13 protein-coding genes are annotated in these 15303 nt (G+C 63.4%); 6 read left to right on the plus strand and 7 right to left on the minus strand.

Annotated elements, in window-relative coordinates; all coding sequences use genetic code 11:
- The first annotated feature begins 19 nt into the window (after positions 1–19).
- Positions 20–1108 carry an ABC transporter ATP-binding protein gene (locus NXT3_RS03495; protein ID WP_037423990.1) on the plus strand — a complete coding sequence of 363 codons (1089 nt, stop codon included), beginning with the start codon at positions 20–22 and terminating at the stop codon, positions 1106–1108.
- A 261-nt stretch (positions 1109–1369) separates the two neighbouring features.
- On the plus strand, positions 1370–1780 hold the full coding sequence (locus NXT3_RS03500; RefSeq protein ID WP_083854240.1) for a hypothetical protein: 411 nt from the start codon (positions 1370–1372) through the stop codon (positions 1778–1780).
- Positions 1781–1819: 39 nt separating this feature from the next.
- Here NXT3_RS03500 and edd read toward each other — a convergent pair whose 3' ends face one another.
- The 5 genes from edd to NXT3_RS03525 all read right to left on the minus strand — a co-directional run bounded on the left by edd (position 1820) and on the right by NXT3_RS03525 (position 8860).
- Complete coding sequence (edd, locus tag NXT3_RS03505) at positions 1820–3640, minus strand: phosphogluconate dehydratase (RefSeq protein WP_037423993.1); 1821 nt, start codon at positions 3638–3640, stop codon at positions 1820–1822.
- Between the two features lie 126 nt (positions 3641–3766).
- A complete protein-coding gene (gene pgl, locus NXT3_RS03510) occupies positions 3767–4465 on the minus strand; it encodes a 6-phosphogluconolactonase (RefSeq protein ID WP_037423996.1) in 699 nt (232 codons plus the stop codon).
- 9 nt (positions 4466–4474) lie between these two features.
- Positions 4475–5950 carry a glucose-6-phosphate dehydrogenase gene (zwf, locus tag NXT3_RS03515; RefSeq protein WP_037423999.1) on the minus strand — a complete coding sequence of 492 codons (1476 nt, stop codon included), beginning with the start codon at positions 5948–5950 and terminating at the stop codon, positions 4475–4477.
- 170 nt (positions 5951–6120) lie between these two features.
- Complete coding sequence (locus tag NXT3_RS03520) at positions 6121–7407, minus strand: NAD(P)/FAD-dependent oxidoreductase (RefSeq protein WP_097527257.1); 1287 nt, start codon at positions 7405–7407, stop codon at positions 6121–6123.
- A gap of 16 nt (positions 7408–7423) precedes the next feature.
- Entirely contained in the window at positions 7424–8860 is a 1437-nt protein-coding gene (locus NXT3_RS03525) for a glutamine synthetase family protein (protein WP_037424005.1), read from the minus strand.
- Positions 8861–9084: 224 nt separating this feature from the next.
- Here NXT3_RS03525 and NXT3_RS03530 point away from each other — a divergent pair, with 224 nt between their 5' ends.
- From NXT3_RS03530 to NXT3_RS03535, 3 genes are all read left to right on the plus strand, one after another.
- Positions 9085–10269, plus strand: coding sequence for a BaiN/RdsA family NAD(P)/FAD-dependent oxidoreductase (locus NXT3_RS03530; RefSeq protein ID WP_037424007.1), 1185 nt, complete (start codon positions 9085–9087; stop codon positions 10267–10269).
- Between the two features lie 225 nt (positions 10270–10494).
- Entirely contained in the window at positions 10495–10635 is a 141-nt protein-coding gene (locus tag NXT3_RS31890) for a hypothetical protein (protein ID WP_086022794.1), read from the plus strand.
- A gap of 337 nt (positions 10636–10972) precedes the next feature.
- On the plus strand, positions 10973–13498 hold the full coding sequence (locus NXT3_RS03535; protein ID WP_104839926.1) for a methyl-accepting chemotaxis protein: 2526 nt from the start codon (positions 10973–10975) through the stop codon (positions 13496–13498).
- 88 nt (positions 13499–13586) lie between these two features.
- Here the strand turns inward: NXT3_RS03535 and NXT3_RS03540 are convergent, their stop codons facing one another.
- Positions 13587–13763 (minus strand): hypothetical protein, encoded by a 177-nt coding sequence (locus NXT3_RS03540; RefSeq protein WP_234819563.1) that lies wholly within the window; start codon positions 13761–13763, stop codon positions 13587–13589.
- A gap of 104 nt (positions 13764–13867) precedes the next feature.
- On the opposite strand from NXT3_RS03540, the gene NXT3_RS03545 reads away from it, so the two are divergent.
- A complete protein-coding gene (locus tag NXT3_RS03545; protein WP_037424009.1) occupies positions 13868–14743 on the plus strand; it encodes a LysR family transcriptional regulator in 876 nt (291 codons plus the stop codon).
- Positions 14744–14923: 180 nt separating this feature from the next.
- On the opposite strand, the gene NXT3_RS03550 is transcribed toward NXT3_RS03545, so the two are convergent.
- Complete coding sequence (locus tag NXT3_RS03550; protein ID WP_037378705.1) at positions 14924–15163, minus strand: SMc00767 family acetate metabolism repressor; 240 nt, start codon at positions 15161–15163, stop codon at positions 14924–14926.
- Between the last annotated feature and the right edge of the window lie 140 nt (positions 15164–15303).

The raw sequence follows: 15303 nt of genomic DNA on the forward strand, positions 1-15303 counted from the left end.
AAACCGAGGGGAGGGTGCAATGACGGGCCTGCTGCTTAAAGACATCCGCAAGTCCTATGGGGCGGTCGATGTCATTCACGGCATCAATCTCGACATCAAACAGGGCGAGTTCGTCGTCTTCGTCGGGCCGTCCGGCTGCGGCAAGTCGACGCTGCTCCGGATGATCGCCGGGCTCGAGGAGATCACCGGCGGCGACATGTTTATCGACGGCGAGCGGGTTAACGACGTGCCGCCATCGAAACGCGGCATCGCCATGGTGTTCCAGTCCTATGCGCTCTACCCGCATATGACCGTCTACGACAACATGGCCTTCGGCATGCGGATCGCCAAGGAATCGAAGGAGGAGATCGACCGCCGGGTTCGGTCGGCAGCCGACATCCTCCAGCTCACGAAATTCCTTGATCGTCTTCCGAAGGCGCTTTCCGGCGGCCAGCGCCAGCGCGTCGCGATCGGCCGGGCGATCTGCCGCAATCCCAAGGTCTTCCTGTTCGACGAGCCGCTGTCCAACCTGGATGCTGCCTTGCGCGTGGCGACCCGCATCGAGATTGCCAAGCTCAGCGAGCGGATGGCCGACACGACGATGATCTATGTCACCCACGACCAGGTGGAGGCGATGACCCTCGCCGACCGCATCGTCGTGCTCTCTCTCGGTCACATCGAACAGGTTGGGGCGCCGCTCGAGCTCTACGAGCGGCCGGCGAACCTGTTCGTCGCCCGCTTCATCGGCTCGCCGGCCATGAACGTCATCCCCTCGACGATCACGGCCACCGGCGCGCAGACGACGGTGAACCTTACGGGCGGAAAATCCGTGACGCTCGACATCCCGACGAACGCGTCCGAAAACGGCAAGAAGGCGAGCTTTGGCGTGCGGCCGGAAGACCTTGAGGTGACCGACGGCCAGGATTTCCTGTTCGAGGGAACAATTGCCATTGTCGAAGCGCTTGGCGAGGTGACGCTGCTCTATATCGAAGGTCTCGTCGAGAACGAGCCGATCATCGCCAAGATCCCCGGCATCCTCAAGGTCGGACGTGGCGACCGAGTGCGCTTTACCGCCGACAAGTCGAAGCTTCACCTTTTCGACGCCGACGGGCGCAGCTATCGCGTTTAGTGTAATGTCTGAGAATGCCACTCACCCTAGCCCTCCCCCCGCAAGCGGGGCGAGGGGACTGAGGCAGTGCGGCGAGCTCCCTTCGCCCCGCCTGCGGGGAGAAGGTGGCCGGCAGGCCGGATGAGGGGCATCTGACACACCAACATCAGTACCGCTGATAGATGCTTTCGGACGGAATATGCGCATTCCACCGCGGCGCCAAACCCTCTGTTAAATTTCATTGGGTAGCGTGACCGCAATTCGAATGCGAAAGGTGAATTGATGCGCAGCCCGGCCCCTCAGATGCAACGGCACTTCCTCAACAAGGAAGAGTCGTTCATGTATGATCGAGAGGCTAATTTCCCGATGGAGGACACGCGGAACGACGCGCGAATTGAATTTACCGAGAAGGGGATGCAGAACCTCTCGTCGCGCCGCTGCGAGATCATCAAGCTGTCGAAAAGCAGCGCCGTGATCGGCATCGTGACGAAGTTCCAGCTGCCGCAGAATTTCTATCTCGACATACCGAGCGCCCGCCTTCCGCTGATCGGCTGCCTGTTGAAGCGGGTGCATGCCAACAACCTCATTGAGGCCCGGTTCCTGCGGCTGTTAAGCGATCGCGACCTAAATCGGATCTTCGTCTACAGCACCCATCCGAACCATCGCAACCGCACGCTGGACATCTATCGCTGACGGCGAGAGCCGTCGGCACATTCCGACGGCGCAGGTGCCTCAGTGAAACAGAACGCTGCCGCCGCGATCGGCCGCACCGGCGATCTGGCGGAACGGCGCGAACAGTTCGCGGCCCATCCCGAACTCGTTGTCGGAGAGGTCGATACGAGCCGGCACCCGCGTTTTCAGGGCAATGTCGTCGACCTTGACCTCGATTGTCCCCTTGACCGCATCGATGCGGATGATGTCGCCCTCTTGGATGCGGGCGATCGGCCCGCCCTCCTTTGCTTCCGGCGTAACATGGATAGCAGCCGGGACTTTGCCGGATGCGCCGGACATGCGCCCGTCGGTGACGATCGCCACCTTCTGGCCCCGGTCCTGCAGGATGCCGAGCACGGTCGTCAGCTTGTGCAACTCCGGCATGCCGTTCGCCTTCGGGCCCTGGAAGCGAACAACGGCGACGAAATCGCCTTCGAGCTTGCCCGCCTTGAAGGCGGCGTTGAGCTCGGCCTGATCGTTGAAGATCTTGGCGGGGGCCTCGATGATATGGCGTTCCGGCTTGACGGCGGAGATCTTGATCACCGCCTTGCCGATATTGCCGGTCAGCATCTTCAACCCGCCGGTATGCTGGAAGGGCTGGTCGATGGTCGAGAGCACTTTCGGATCGGCGCTTTCCTCCGGCGCCGGCTCGCGCTGGACGGTGCCGTTGACGCCGAGCTTCACGTCGATCGCATAGGCATCGAGGCCCTGGCCAAAGACGGTTCGGACGTCGTCATGCAGCAGCCCCTTCTTGAGCAATTGGCTGATCAGGAAGCCCATGCCGCCGGCCGCGTGGAAATGGTTCACGTCGGCAAGGCCGTTTGGATAGACGCGGGCGAGCAGCGGCACGACGTCGGAGAGTTCCGAAATGTCCTGCCAAGTGAGCGCGATCCCGGCGGCGCGCGCCATGGCAACGAGGTGCATGGTGTGGTTGGTCGAGCCGCCGGTCGCATGCAGGCCGACGACGCCGTTGACGATCGACCGCTCGTCGATCATCTCGCCGGCCGGCGTGAATTCGTTGCCCATGGCCGTGATCGCCAGCGCCCGCTTCGCTGCCTCCTTGGTCAGCGCGTCGCGCAGTGGCGTGCCGGGATTGATGAAGGAGGCGCCCGGCAGGTGGAAGCCCATGATCTCCATCAGCATCTGGTTGGAGTTGGCGGTGCCGTAGAAGGTGCAGGTGCCGGGGCCATGATAGGACTTCGATTCCGCCTCGAGCAATTCGTCGCGGCCGACCTTGCCCTCGGCGAAAAGCTGCCGGACCTTGGCCTTCTCGTCGTTCGGCAGGCCCGAGGTCATCGGTCCGGCGGGAACGAAGATGGCGGGCAGGTGACCGAAGGTCAGCGCCGCGATTACCAGGCCCGGCACGATCTTGTCGCAGACGCCGAGATAGACGGCCGCATCGAACATGTTGTGCGACAGGCCGATGCCGGCTGCCATGGCGATCAGGTCGCGCGAGAAGAGCGACAGCTCCATGCCCGGCTGCCCTTGCGTGACGCCGTCGCACATCGCCGGCACGCCGCCCGCAACCTGCGCCACACCGCCAGCCTCGCGGGCCGCCTCGCGTATCAGCGCCGGATAGGTTTCGAAAGGCTGATGCGCCGAGAGCATGTCGTTATAGGAGGTGATGATGCCGAGGTTCGGGACGCGGTCGCCGGCGAGCGCGTCCTTCTCGGCGGGGGAACAGACGGCAAATCCGTGCGCCAGGTTGCCGCAGCCGAGGACACTCCGGTGCGGTCCCGTCGCCGCGGCGCTGCGGATGCGTTCCAGATAAGGTTCGCGATAGGGCTTTGAGCGCTCGACGATACGGGCGGTAATGGCGGCAATGCGGGAATCGGCGGACATGGCACATCCTGTTCCGGAGTCTTCGGACCCCTTGGTCTTCATCCTGTCATCGGCTTACAGCGGCAATGTTTCCAAGGCGGCGCGTCGCTGTAACGCTTCTGAATTGCTGTCTCCTGTCCGGACGCCTTACGGCGCCCAGTAGATCTGCAGCGGCGATGCCGCCCGCCTCAGCATGGCGCGGATCGGCATCTCGGCCTCTTCTCCCGCGGCTTGCGCCCGGGCGAGGACCTCCTTTTTTCCCTCGCCTTCGATATGTAGGACGAGATATCCGGCATCCCGAAGGCTCGAGAAAGTAAAGGTGAGGCGGGGTTCACCGGCGCCGTCAGCCTCCATCGTGACCACGCCACGGGGAGTTGCCGGGTCAAGGGCCTCTTCAAGGCGTGTCCCGCCGGGGAAGAACGAGGCCGTATGCCCGTCCGTTCCCATGCCGAGCACCACCACGTCGAAGGGCGCAGCGATCGCGGCGGTCACCTCGCTTGCGATCGCAGCGGCGGCCTCGGCCGTCGCCGCGGCATGATAGAGCGGCACGAACTTCGCCGCGGCCGCTTTGTCCTGAAGCAGGTTCGAAGCGACGAGCGCGTGATTGGAGCGATCGCTTTCCGGCGGTACGAACCGCTCGTCGACGAGGGTGATCGTCACTTTCGTCCAATCGAGGTCGCGCCCGGCCAGCGCGCGGAAAAAGGCCTTCGGCGTCGAGCCGCCGGACACCGCAATGCTCGCCTTGCCGTGGGCCGCAATCGCTGCGGCGAGCCTGGCGCTGACGGCATCGGCAAGCGCCTCCGCCAGGGCCGCTCCATTCTCGTATGTGTGCAGGGTCTCGCTCATGGGCCGGTCCTAGATTGTGTCGTTCCAGGTGCGGCCGTCGCGTTCGATGAGCGCGATCGCCTGGCTCGGCCCCCAGGTGCCGGCAGTGTAGCCCTGCACCTGCTGGCCGGCCGTTTCCCAGGCCTTAAGGATCGGGTCGATCCATTGCCAGGCGGCCTCCACCTCGTCGCGGCGCACAAACAGTGTCTGGTTGTTACGGATGACGTCGAGCAGCAGCCGCTCATAGGCATCGGCATTGCGCACGCCGAAGGCTTCGGCGAAGCTCATGTCGAGCGGTACGTTTCTGAGCCGCATTCCACCCGGTCCGGGGTCCTTGATCATCAGCGATTGCTTGACGCCCTCGTTCGGCTGCAGCCGGATCATCAGTTGGTTGGCGGAGATGCGCCCGGCGCTGTGGTCGAAGATCGAATGCGGGATCTGCTTGAAGGTGATGACGATTTCCGACATGCGGCCGGCCATGCGCTTGCCGGTGCGGATGTAGAACGGCACGCCGGCCCAGCGCCAATTGCTGATCTCGGCCTTGATCGCGACGAAGGTCTCGGTGTTGGAGACGCCGCCTTCGAGCTCTTCGAGGTAGCCCTTGACCGGGCCGCCTGCCGATGCGCCGGCGCGATACTGGCCGCGAACCGTGACCTGCTCGACATTGGCGGCGGTGATCGGCTTCAGGGCCCGGAGCACCTTGAGCTTCTCGTCGCGCACCGCTTCCGCATCCATCGAGGTCGGCGCTTCCATCGCGACGAAGCAGACGAGTTGGAGAATATGGTTCTGCACCATATCGCGCAGAGCGCCGGCCTTGTCGTAATAGCCGGCGCGATTTTCCAGGCCGACCGATTCGGCGACGGTGATCTGCACGTGATCGATATGGGCCGAATTCCACAGCGGCTCGTAGAGTGCGTTGGCGAAGCGCAGCGCCATCAGGTTCTGCACCGTCTCCTTGCCGAGATAGTGGTCGATGCGGAAGATCTGCTCTTCGCGGAACACCTTGCCGATCGTGTCGTTCAGCTCCGTCGCCGAAGCGAGATCGCGACCGATCGGCTTTTCGACGACGATGCGGGTGTTCTTGGTGATGAGCTTGTGGTCTCGGATCTTTTCCGAAATATCGCCGAAGATTGCCGGCCCGACGGCGAGATAGAAGGCCCGGGTGCGATCCTTGCCTTCCTCGAGCAATTTCTTGAGATCGTCCCAGCCCTGCTCGGACTTGGCGTCGACAGATATGTAATAGAGACGTGCGGTGAATTTGGCCACCTCGGCCTCGTCGAACTCGCCGGGCTTCAGGTGTTCCTTCAGCGCGTCGGACGCGAAGCTGCGATATTCCTCATGGCTAAGGGCAGCACGCGAAGCGCCGATGATTCGTGTCGGCTCGGTGAACTGGCCTTCGATCTGCCGGTGGTAGAGGGCCGGCAACAGCTTGCGCTCCGCAAGATCGCCGGTGCCGCCGAACACGACATAGTCAAACGGTTCGACAGGAATGATCTGGCTACTCATGGCATGTCTCGATCTGTTTCAGGTCAGGGGCAGATATAATCTAATCGATTTAAAAGCGCTAGGGTGCAACGCAACAAAATCGTATCTGCCCAATTTTTCCAAAGCATGACGCTCTGTGCATGAACCTAGGGAGTCGGCCTGGGCAATACCCGCTCCGTAACCATGCGGCTCTAAAGCCGATCGCGCAAGGCATACCAGCTCAGGGCAAGGAAGAGGAGGGCGGAGCGAAAACGAATCCCGCCTGGAAACGCCGGTATTTTCAAGTCCTTGAGAAGGTCAAGTTCCGTTGCTCTGCCGAGTGCGAGGTCAGCGTACAGCTTGCCGCAATAGTTGGAGAGCATGACGCCGTGGCCCGAATAACCGCCGATGCTCGTCACCCCCGGCATGACCTCGCGGCAGAAGGGCTGGCGCGGCATGGTGATGCCGACCGAACCGCCCCAGGCATGGGTGATGTCGATATCGGCAAGCGAAGGATAAATTTCGCGGATCTGGCGGCGGATGTGGGTGGAAATGTCGCGCGGATTGTCGGCGGTATAGGCCTCGCGCCCGCCGAACAGCAGCCGGCCATCCTTCGTTTTGCGGAAATAGCGCACGACGAACCGCGAATCGTCGACCGACTCGCCGCCCGGAAGAATCTCCGGGTGGTTCGTCAGCACCGGGGTCGCGCCGATGAAGGAGCGGATCGGCATCACGTGGCTGGCGGTCACCGGCTCGAGATCGCCGATATAGGCGTTGCAGGCGATCAGCGCCCGGTCCGCGGTGATCGTGCCTTGGTTCGTCTCGATAACGACCGCACCGCCCTTTTTCTCGACCCTCAGCGCCTTCGTCTGTTCGTAGAGCTTGGCACCGGCAAGGGCCGCCTGCCTTGCGAGCCCGACGAGCAGCTTCATCGGATGAATATGGCCGGTGCCGGTGTCGCGGATGCCGAAGTGGTAGTGGCGCGAGCCGAGCCGGTGCGCGGTTTCCTCCCGGTCCATGAAGGAGAGGTGCGGGTAGCCGAACCGTTCCGCCATCGCCTCGACATGGCGGCGATAGTCGGTCTCGAAGCTCCTCTTATGGCCGACTGAGAGCTGGCCGGGCACGAACTCGATATCGATCCCGTGCGCGCTTGCGAAATCCAGCACGTAGCGCTTGGCGTTCTCCGCCATGTCGAAGAGCAGTTGCGCCCGTTCGTGTCCGAGCACCTCTTCCGTCTCGTCGGCCCAGGCGCGCTGGCCGGTGCCGAACTGGCCGCCGTTGCGCCCCGAGGCGCCGTCGCCGAGGCGGCAGGCGTCGATCAGCGTGACGTCGGCCCCGCCCTTCGCAAGGTTGAAGGCCGCCTGCAGCCCGGTATAGCCGCCGCCGATGATGGCGACATCAGCCCTCTGCGATCCCGGCATTGCCGGATAGCTGGGCCGGTCCGGGACCGTCGCCTCGTACCAGGAGAGTCCGGGCGAGATCGGGCTTTGCCATTCCATCCGCATGCTCCTCAGGTCAGACGTTGAGGAGCAGGAATTCACGTTCCCACGGGCTGATGACCTGCATGAAGGTCTCGAACTCGCCGCGCTTCACCCCGGCATAGATGGCGATGAACTCGGCGCTGAAGACCTCGGCCAGCGATGGCGCCGATTCGAGCAGCGAAATGGCTTCGAGCAGGCCGCGCGGCAGATCGATCTCACCGTCATTCGCAGTGTCTTCCGAAGGCGGCGTCGGCTGCAGACCCTCCATGATGCCGAGATAGCCGCAGCCGAGGGAGGCGGCGAGCGCCAGATAAGGGTTCGCATCGGAGCTCGGCAGGCGGTTTTCGATGCGCCGCGCGACCGGGTCCGAAACGGGGATGCGGAAGGCCGTCGTGCGGTTGTCGTAGCCCCAGGCCGTGTTGACCGGCGCCGACATGTCCGGCGTCAGGCGCCGGTAGGAGTTCACGTAGGGCGCCATCATCGACAACGTCTTCGGCACATAGTGCTGCATGCCGCCGATAAAGGAGAAGAACTCCTTGGAGGGCGCGCCATCCGGGTTGGAGAAGATGTTCCGGCCGGTCTCGATGTCGAGGACCGATTGATGGATGTGCATTGCCGAGCCCGGCTGACCCTGCATCGGCTTCGCCATGAAGGTGGCGTAGATGCCATGCTTCAGCGCCGCTTCGCGAATGGTGCGCTTGAACAGGAACACCTGGTCGGCAAGCTCGATCGGATCGCCGTGCCTGAGATTGATCTCGAGTTGCGCCGGCCCCTCTTCGTGGATCAGCGTGTCGATCTCCAGGCCCTGCTTTTCCGAGAAGTGGTAGATGTCGTCGATCAGTTCGTCGAATTCGTTGATGCCAGCGATCGAATAGCCCTGGCCGCCGAGAATGGAGCGGCCGGAACGGCCCTTCGGCGGACGCAGCGGATAGTCCGGGTCATCGTTCTGGGCGACGAGGTAGAATTCGATCTCGGGCGCGACAACCGGTTTCCAGCCCTTCTGCCGGTAGAGGTCGACGACTCGCTTCAGGACATTGCGCGGCGTATAGCTGATCTGTTCGCCCTGCGAGCCGACGATATCGCAGATCACCTGGGCCGTCGGATCGCTTTCCCAGGGAACGATGGAGATTGTCGAAAGGTCCGGCACCAGCTTGATGTCGCTGTCGCGCGAGTCATAGCGAAACTGGCCGGTCTCTTCCGGATACTCGCCGGAAATCGTGTGGCGGTAGATCGCCGAAGGCAGTGCCAGCGATGTGTTGGACGTGAACTTCGACGTCGGCATCATCTTGCCGCGCGGCACCCCGGCAAGGTCGGGGGTGATGCACTCGATGTCCTCGATGCCGCGGATCTTCAGCCAGTCGACCGCCTCCTTCCACGTCTTGACACCTCGGGGGGAATGCAGGGCGAGGGGAACTCCTGTACTCTTGCTGACCTTTGCTGTCTGTTGGGCAACGCTTCTCTTGGAAGACATAATTCACCGGATTCTGCTTAGGATAGCCCGCATCATAGCCGCCCTTTGCCAATTGGCTACTGCATGTTCCGCAAATCGGATGCGATTTGCGGACAAAGCCCACAGCTCCCAACTTGCCGCAGGATCCTTTGCGCTTTTGAAAGACGCCCGGCGCTGCAGTGCTTCGCGATTGACTTTTCGCCTCTCGCCGGAAAGGAAGGCGAGAAACGCGAAGAGGGCTCTCCGTGATCGAAAAGCAGGATGTGGTGATCATCGGCGCGGGCGCCGCCGGCATGATGTGCGCGATCGAGGCGGGGAAGCGCGGCCGCCGTGTCGTCGTCGTCGACCATGCCAAGGCGCCGGGCGAGAAGATCCGCATTTCGGGCGGCGGCCGCTGCAACTTCACCAATAGTCACACCGGCCCCAAGAATTTCCTTTCCGACAATCCGCATTTCTGCAAGTCGGCGCTTGCCCGCTACCGCCCGCAGGATTTCGTATCGCTCGTCGAGCGGCACGGCATCGCCTGGCATGAGAAGACGCTCGGGCAACTCTTCTGCGACCACTCGGCCAAGGACATCATCCGCATGCTCCTTGCCGAGATGAAGGAAGCAGGCGCGATGCTGCGGCTCGAGACCGCGCTTTCGGCCGTGGAACGGACCGCTTCGGGTTTTCGCGTCACCACCAGCGCCGGGACGATCGATGCCGCCTCGCTGGTGATTGCGAGCGGCGGCAAATCGATCCCGAAGATGGGAGCGACAGGCTTTGCCTATAAAGCTGCCGAGCAGTTCGGCCTGCCGGTCGTCGAGACGCGGCCGGCACTCGTCCCCTTCACGCTCGATCCGGCCCAGCTTGAGAAGCTCGGCGCGCTTGCCGGTGTCGCGGCCGATGCCGAGGTGCGCTTCGGCAAGGTGGCCTTCCGCGAGGCGGTGCTCATCACCCATCGCGGCTTGAGCGGACCGGCGATCCTGCAGATCTCCTCCTATTGGCGCGAGGGCGCGGAGATCGTCCTGCGCCTGATGCCGGACATCGATATCGCCTCGATCCTGAAGGGTATGCGCCGCACCAGCGGACGCCAGGCGGCGCAGACGGCACTGGCCGACATACTGCCGCGGAGGCTCGCGCAGTTCTTTGCCGAGGAGGCAAAGCTCGCCGGGCGCCTGCTTGCCGATCTCTCGGACAAGGCGATCGACGCGCTCGCGGCTTCCATCCAGGCCTGGACATTGAAGCCGGCCGGAACCGAGGGCTACCGGACCGCCGAAGTGACACTCGGCGGCGTCGACACGCGCGCGCTCGACTCGCGGACCATGCAAGCGACGAACATCCCCGGCCTCTATTTCATCGGCGAATGCGTCGACGTCACCGGGTGGCTAGGCGGCTACAATTTCCAATGGGCCTGGGCATCCGGCTTTGCTGCCGGTCAAGACGTGTAACCGGGAGGCAAAAATGGTGATTTGCCTCTTCAGCCATTGTTAAGGGAAATAGTCGAACCTGCTTTGCAAATGGCTTCCACAGCCGGCCGAGGACTGGTGGTACGGTCTCAGAACGCAGACCAGACTGTTTCCAATTCATGGCCTTTCCTCAGCCGCGGGATGGTTGCACCATGAAGCGCATGGCAAGACCCGAACGGTCCTGCCAAACAGGAAGGACAGGATGCCATGAGCCAGCAACGTCGCCGTCCCCGTGCTATTGCCATCGCCCGCGCCGATGAAAGCCGCGCGCAAGGCGAACTGATCGCTTTCGCCGCCACTCTTGCACTTTTCGCGATCGTCGCTTTGGCAATCTTTTCCTCCCTCTGATTTCTCATTCGCCTCGATCGAACGCATTCCGCGGGCGGTTTGCCGCGGACGCGAGCGCAAGTAACCGCCGCCGGTTTCGACCGGGCCTCGGGCGTACGCCGCGCTTATAGGAATCTTAATCGTTCAAAACGACTATGCGGATGACGTGAGTCCGTCAGGTCCTCGCCGCAGAAGCGGTGCGGGTCCCGCAATGATTGCCGACGGACTGGCGGCGTGCGCCGCATGATTTCCGAAAAACATCAGCCTGTTTGCGCATCGGGTGGCGCTTCGGTGTCCTGTTTGGACGCCAGCTGCCATGGGGGAGGCCAAACGCGCGCTGGGAGCCAAGGTGTTTTCCATGTTCATTGACAGGATTCTTGCCCGCTTCAAGATCCAGACGAAGGTTCTGTTCTTCATCCTGCCGTTCGTCGTCAGCATCACGGCGGTCGGTATCACCGGCCTCTATGCCTCGGGCCTGCTGCAGGGCCGCATGGAGATCTCGAACAGCGTCCTGCAGACGCTGAGCGGCTTCAAGGATGTTTATGCCGGAATGAACCAGTTCCTGCACGAGACCACCGAGGAGAGCCGCAAGGCAGTCAAGGACACGATCACCGCGCAGAAGGAGGTCCTGGCCGACACGGCGGCGCAGGTCGCAGGCGCAAGCGGCGAGACGGAACTGACCGCCGCGATCGGCGCCACGACCGATATCGAGGCCCGCATAGACGGACTCTGGACGCTCCACGAGGGGGAACAGAAACTGCGCGCGGCGACGAAGGCCAATCTCCAGAAGTTGGCGACCGAGCAGGTGAAGATAAACGACGAAACAAACCGGCTGCAATATGCGGTGCGCAAGGACGAAAACGCGGCAAAGACGATGCTGCGCAACGCCGAGAAGCTCATGCGTGCCAGCCGGTTCTATACCGAGTTCGCCACCGAGGTCAGCAAGGCGATCACGGTCGAGGAAAAGCTGAAGGTTGCAAAGGATCGCTTCCCGGTGCTCGGCCGCACCCAGCGCGACATTTTCACCCTGCTGCCCAAGGGCGAGAAGTCACTCGCCGAAACGGTCAATTCGGCCGCCGGCGCAATCGGCGCGCTGATCCGGGCGCCCGCCGGCCCCGAAACGCTTGCCAACCTTTCGAAATTCGTCGATCGCTTCCGTAATGCCAGCTTCCGCCTGGAGGCCGCCTCCGTCGGCAAGATGCGAGAGGCGACGCAGATCTTTGCGGAGCTCGACGGCAAGATTGCTGCGACGGAGTCGGTCCTGACTGCCACCCGCCGGTTGTCCGTGTCGATCACCGACATTCAAATCGCGACGGCCGCTTTCCTCGGCAACACCAACGAGGAGAACCGCCAGAAGCTTCTGGACAAGTTTCTGGCCGTTCAGTCGAACCTCACGACCTTGCGCGGCATCGCGAAGGACCTGAGCTTCTTCGATGCGATGGCCGAAACGGTCTTGCCGATCATCAATGCGATGAAGAAGGACGGCGTTTCGCTGGTCGAGATCACCGACAAGCGGACGGCGGAATTCAACGCGGCCGGCGCCTCGATCAGCGAGATCTGGAATGATCTCACCGGATTTGCCGAGCAGCAGAAGGTCGCCGCCGGCACCGAGCGCGAGGAAGCCAATCAGATCTCTGTGGCCGCCACGGTGGCTGGCGTCGTGATCGCCCTGCTTGCGGGGGTCGCGCTGACGCTCACACTGAAACGGCCGATCGGACAGATCACTGCCGCCATGCGCCGGCTCGCTGACGGCAGGCTGGATACCGCGATCGACGGCGGTGCACGGCGCGACGAGATCGGCGACATGGCGCGCGCGCTCGGCGTCTTCAAGGAGAACGCCCTCTCGAAGGTGCGCATCGAGGCGGAAAGCGCGGAAGAGCGCGCTCGGGCTGAAGCCGAACGCAGCCGCAACGATGCGGATAAGCGCGAGCTCGACCGGCAGATCGATCTCGCCGTCAGCGAGCTTGCTGCCGGCCTCGGCCGGCTCGCCCAGGGCGACCTCTCCCAGCAGATAGAGGTGCCCTTCCACGGCCGCCTGGAGCAACTGCGACAGGACTTCAACGGATCGCTCATCCGCCTGCAGGACACGCTGGCGCAGATCCGCGGCAATGCCCAGGGGATACAGCAGAGCGGTGCCAACATGCACCATTCCGCCGATGCGCTGTCACGGCGAACCGAGGCACAGGCCGCTTCGCTCGAGCAGACGGCTGCCGCCGTCGACCAGATCACCGCGACGGTGCGCTCCTCTGCGGAACGCGCCCATGAGGCGAACCGAGCGGTTTCCGAAACCAAGCGGAGCGCCGACAATTCGGCGACCGTGGTCGCGAATGCCATTGCCGCCATGGGTCGCATCGAGGATGCGTCACGTCAGATCGAGCAGATTATCGAAGTGATCGACGACATCGCCTTCCAGACCAACCTGCTTGCCCTGAATGCCGGTATCGAGGCGGCGCGGGCTGGCGAGGCGGGCAAGGGCTTCGCGGTCGTCGCGCAGGAGGTTCGCGAACTGGCGCAGCGCTCGGCCGAGGCGGCAAGGGAAATCAAGGGACTGATCAACAAGTCGACGGACGAGGTCAGCTCCGGCTCGCTGCTCGTCAAGGAGACGGGGGCGGTGCTCGCCTCGATCAGCGCGCAGATCGTCACCGTCAGCCAGCATGTCGAGATGATCGCCACCGCAAGCCGCGACCAGGCGACGGCGCTGCACGAGGTCAACGGTTCCGTCAACCAGATGGATCAGATGACCCAGCAGAATGCCACCATGGTCGAGGAGGCGACGGCCACCAGCCGCGCACTGGCGACCCAGGCCGATACGCTGATGATGCTGGTCGAGCAGTTCCGCCTGGAGCCGGAAAGCGCAGCCGGGCAGATTTATCACGCCGCATAGCGCAGACGGAGCGTTCCCGCCACAATGCTTCAGATGAACGCCGCGCATCGAAGCTGCGCGGCGTTCCTGTTTGTCTTGCGTCAGTTCTTCAAGGCACAAAGCGCGGAAAACCTTCGCAATCGCCGTGCCTCGCTGGAGGCCGCGGCCTGCGGAAAAGCGCGCCGATCAGATGTTCCGCGAGGTTTCCCGTCCGGTCTCGCGACCGCCGCTCGGCCTGTTCGTCAGAGCGGCGGTTCTTCGACGCCATGTCGAACAGCAGGGCCATTGCCATCATGTCCATCGTGATGCTCCTCATTTCGTGGGCATCTCCTCTTTTATGCAGCTGAAACTGTTTTACATACAGCCGATTTCCTCATACGTTTTTCAAACATGAAAAACATGGATTGGGACGTCTATCGCTGTTTCATGACCGTGGCGCGCGGCGGCGGGTTGACCGGTGCCGCGCAGGCGACGGGGCTGAGCCCCGCCACGATCGGGCGGCGGATGCTGGAACTTGAGGAGCGCACAGGCCGCGCCCTATTCGTCCGCAGCCAGACCGGCTACGGGTTGACGGCCGACGGCCGTTTCCTGTTCGAGCAGTTGCAGGAGATGGAAGCGGCGGCCCGCAAGGTCGAAAGCTGGCAGAAGGAGGGCGAGGGCGCCACGGTCGTGCGCATTGCGGCGGGTACTTGGGGATCGTGGCTGATCGCCGAAAACTTCCCGGCGATCTGCACGGAACGGGACACCTTTGCCATCTCGCTGTCGATAGGCGAGGCGCGGGCGAGCCTCGCCTACCGGGAGAGCGACATCGGCATTCGCGCCTTCGAACCGGAGGAGACCTATCTCGCCTCGCGGCCGGTGGGCGAGGTCGCCTATGCCGCCTATTGCCGGAAGAACGCCCCCGGCGCATCGGATCGTTGGGTCGCCGTCGCCGAAGAGGACGCCCTCTCGGCCTATCTGCGCTGGCCGCACGAAAATGCATCCGGCCGGATCGTGGCTACCGTCAGTCGCCCCCGCTCCCTCCTGGACCTCGCCCGCGCCGGGGCCGGCAAGGCGGTGCTCCCCTGTTTCGTCGGCGATCTCGACCCGCAACTGGAGCGAGCGGGCGAGGAGGTCGGCCCGCTGCGGCATCGCCAATGGATCGTCATGAACAATGAGGACCGCCACCGGCGGGACATCCGCACCGTCGTGGACCGGCTGACGCGGTTGCTCCGCAGCCATGCGGATCTCTTCGCCGGCAAGCGGCCGAGGCGGAGTGCCGCCTGACCGCAGAATGCGTGGTGGCCAGCATTTCACCGGCCGCCACGCTATCCGTTCAGTCGATCAGTCTACCAGATCTCCTAAGGAGAACTCGAACCTGTAGCGCTTGCCTGCTGCGGCACTCGATCTCCTGCCAGAGTGCGGCGCCGAGCATGAGCGCGGCCGCCGCCAAGGCCAGTGCCACCGTCACGGCCGGCCCTGGGTGACGATGACCGGGATCAGCAGGTCGCCCCAGTTGCCGTCGCCGCCGTGATGGCGTGCCGAGCGCACCAGTTCGACCGAGACGCCGGCCTCTACGGCCTTCATGACCGACTGGTTGAGGCGGTGCAGGTCGTTGGCGACCATGCGGATCGCCGCCTGCTGGTCCGCGGTCATGGCCGACGACTGTTCCTCGGCCCGTTCCTTGACGCGTGTCTGAACTGTCATGGGAGTGCTCCTTCAAAGCTTAGAGCCGGATGCGGCGGAAACCATTTTCCTGTCCGCTTGCGGTTCGAGAATTTTCGGTGTTCCGGGGCGCGCAACGGGCAGGGATGTCGCGCGCCCCGGTCTTCGTTTCACGCCCTTCC

Source organism: Sinorhizobium fredii, assembly GCF_002944405.1.
GTDB lineage: Bacteria > Pseudomonadota > Alphaproteobacteria > Rhizobiales > Rhizobiaceae > Sinorhizobium > Sinorhizobium fredii_C.

Bases quoted from the DNA above. Each gene is read 5' to 3' on its own strand.
- NXT3_RS03535 (WP_104839926.1), top strand. From the start codon at position 10,973: ATGTTCATTGACAGGATTCTTGCCCGCTTCAAGATCCAGACGAAGGTT.
- zwf (WP_037423999.1), bottom strand. From the start codon at position 5,950: ATGAGTAGCCAGATCATTCCTGTCGAACCGTTTGACTATGTCGTGTTC.
- NXT3_RS03525 (WP_037424005.1), bottom strand. From the start codon at position 8,860: ATGTCTTCCAAGAGAAGCGTTGCCCAACAGACAGCAAAGGTCAGCAAG.
- NXT3_RS03550 (WP_037378705.1), bottom strand. From the start codon at position 15,163: ATGACAGTTCAGACACGCGTCAAGGAACGGGCCGAGGAACAGTCGTCG.
- NXT3_RS03520 (WP_097527257.1), bottom strand. From the start codon at position 7,407: ATGGAATGGCAAAGCCCGATCTCGCCCGGACTCTCCTGGTACGAGGCG.
- edd (WP_037423993.1), bottom strand. From the start codon at position 3,640: ATGTCCGCCGATTCCCGCATTGCCGCCATTACCGCCCGTATCGTCGAG.
- NXT3_RS31890 (WP_086022794.1), top strand. From the start codon at position 10,495: ATGAGCCAGCAACGTCGCCGTCCCCGTGCTATTGCCATCGCCCGCGCC.
- NXT3_RS03545 (WP_037424009.1), top strand. From the start codon at position 13,868: ATGAAAAACATGGATTGGGACGTCTATCGCTGTTTCATGACCGTGGCG.
- NXT3_RS03540 (WP_234819563.1), bottom strand. From the start codon at position 13,763: ATGGCCCTGCTGTTCGACATGGCGTCGAAGAACCGCCGCTCTGACGAA.
- NXT3_RS03495 (WP_037423990.1), top strand. From the start codon at position 20: ATGACGGGCCTGCTGCTTAAAGACATCCGCAAGTCCTATGGGGCGGTC.
- NXT3_RS03500 (WP_083854240.1), top strand. From the start codon at position 1,370: ATGCGCAGCCCGGCCCCTCAGATGCAACGGCACTTCCTCAACAAGGAA.
- pgl (WP_037423996.1), bottom strand. From the start codon at position 4,465: ATGAGCGAGACCCTGCACACATACGAGAATGGAGCGGCCCTGGCGGAG.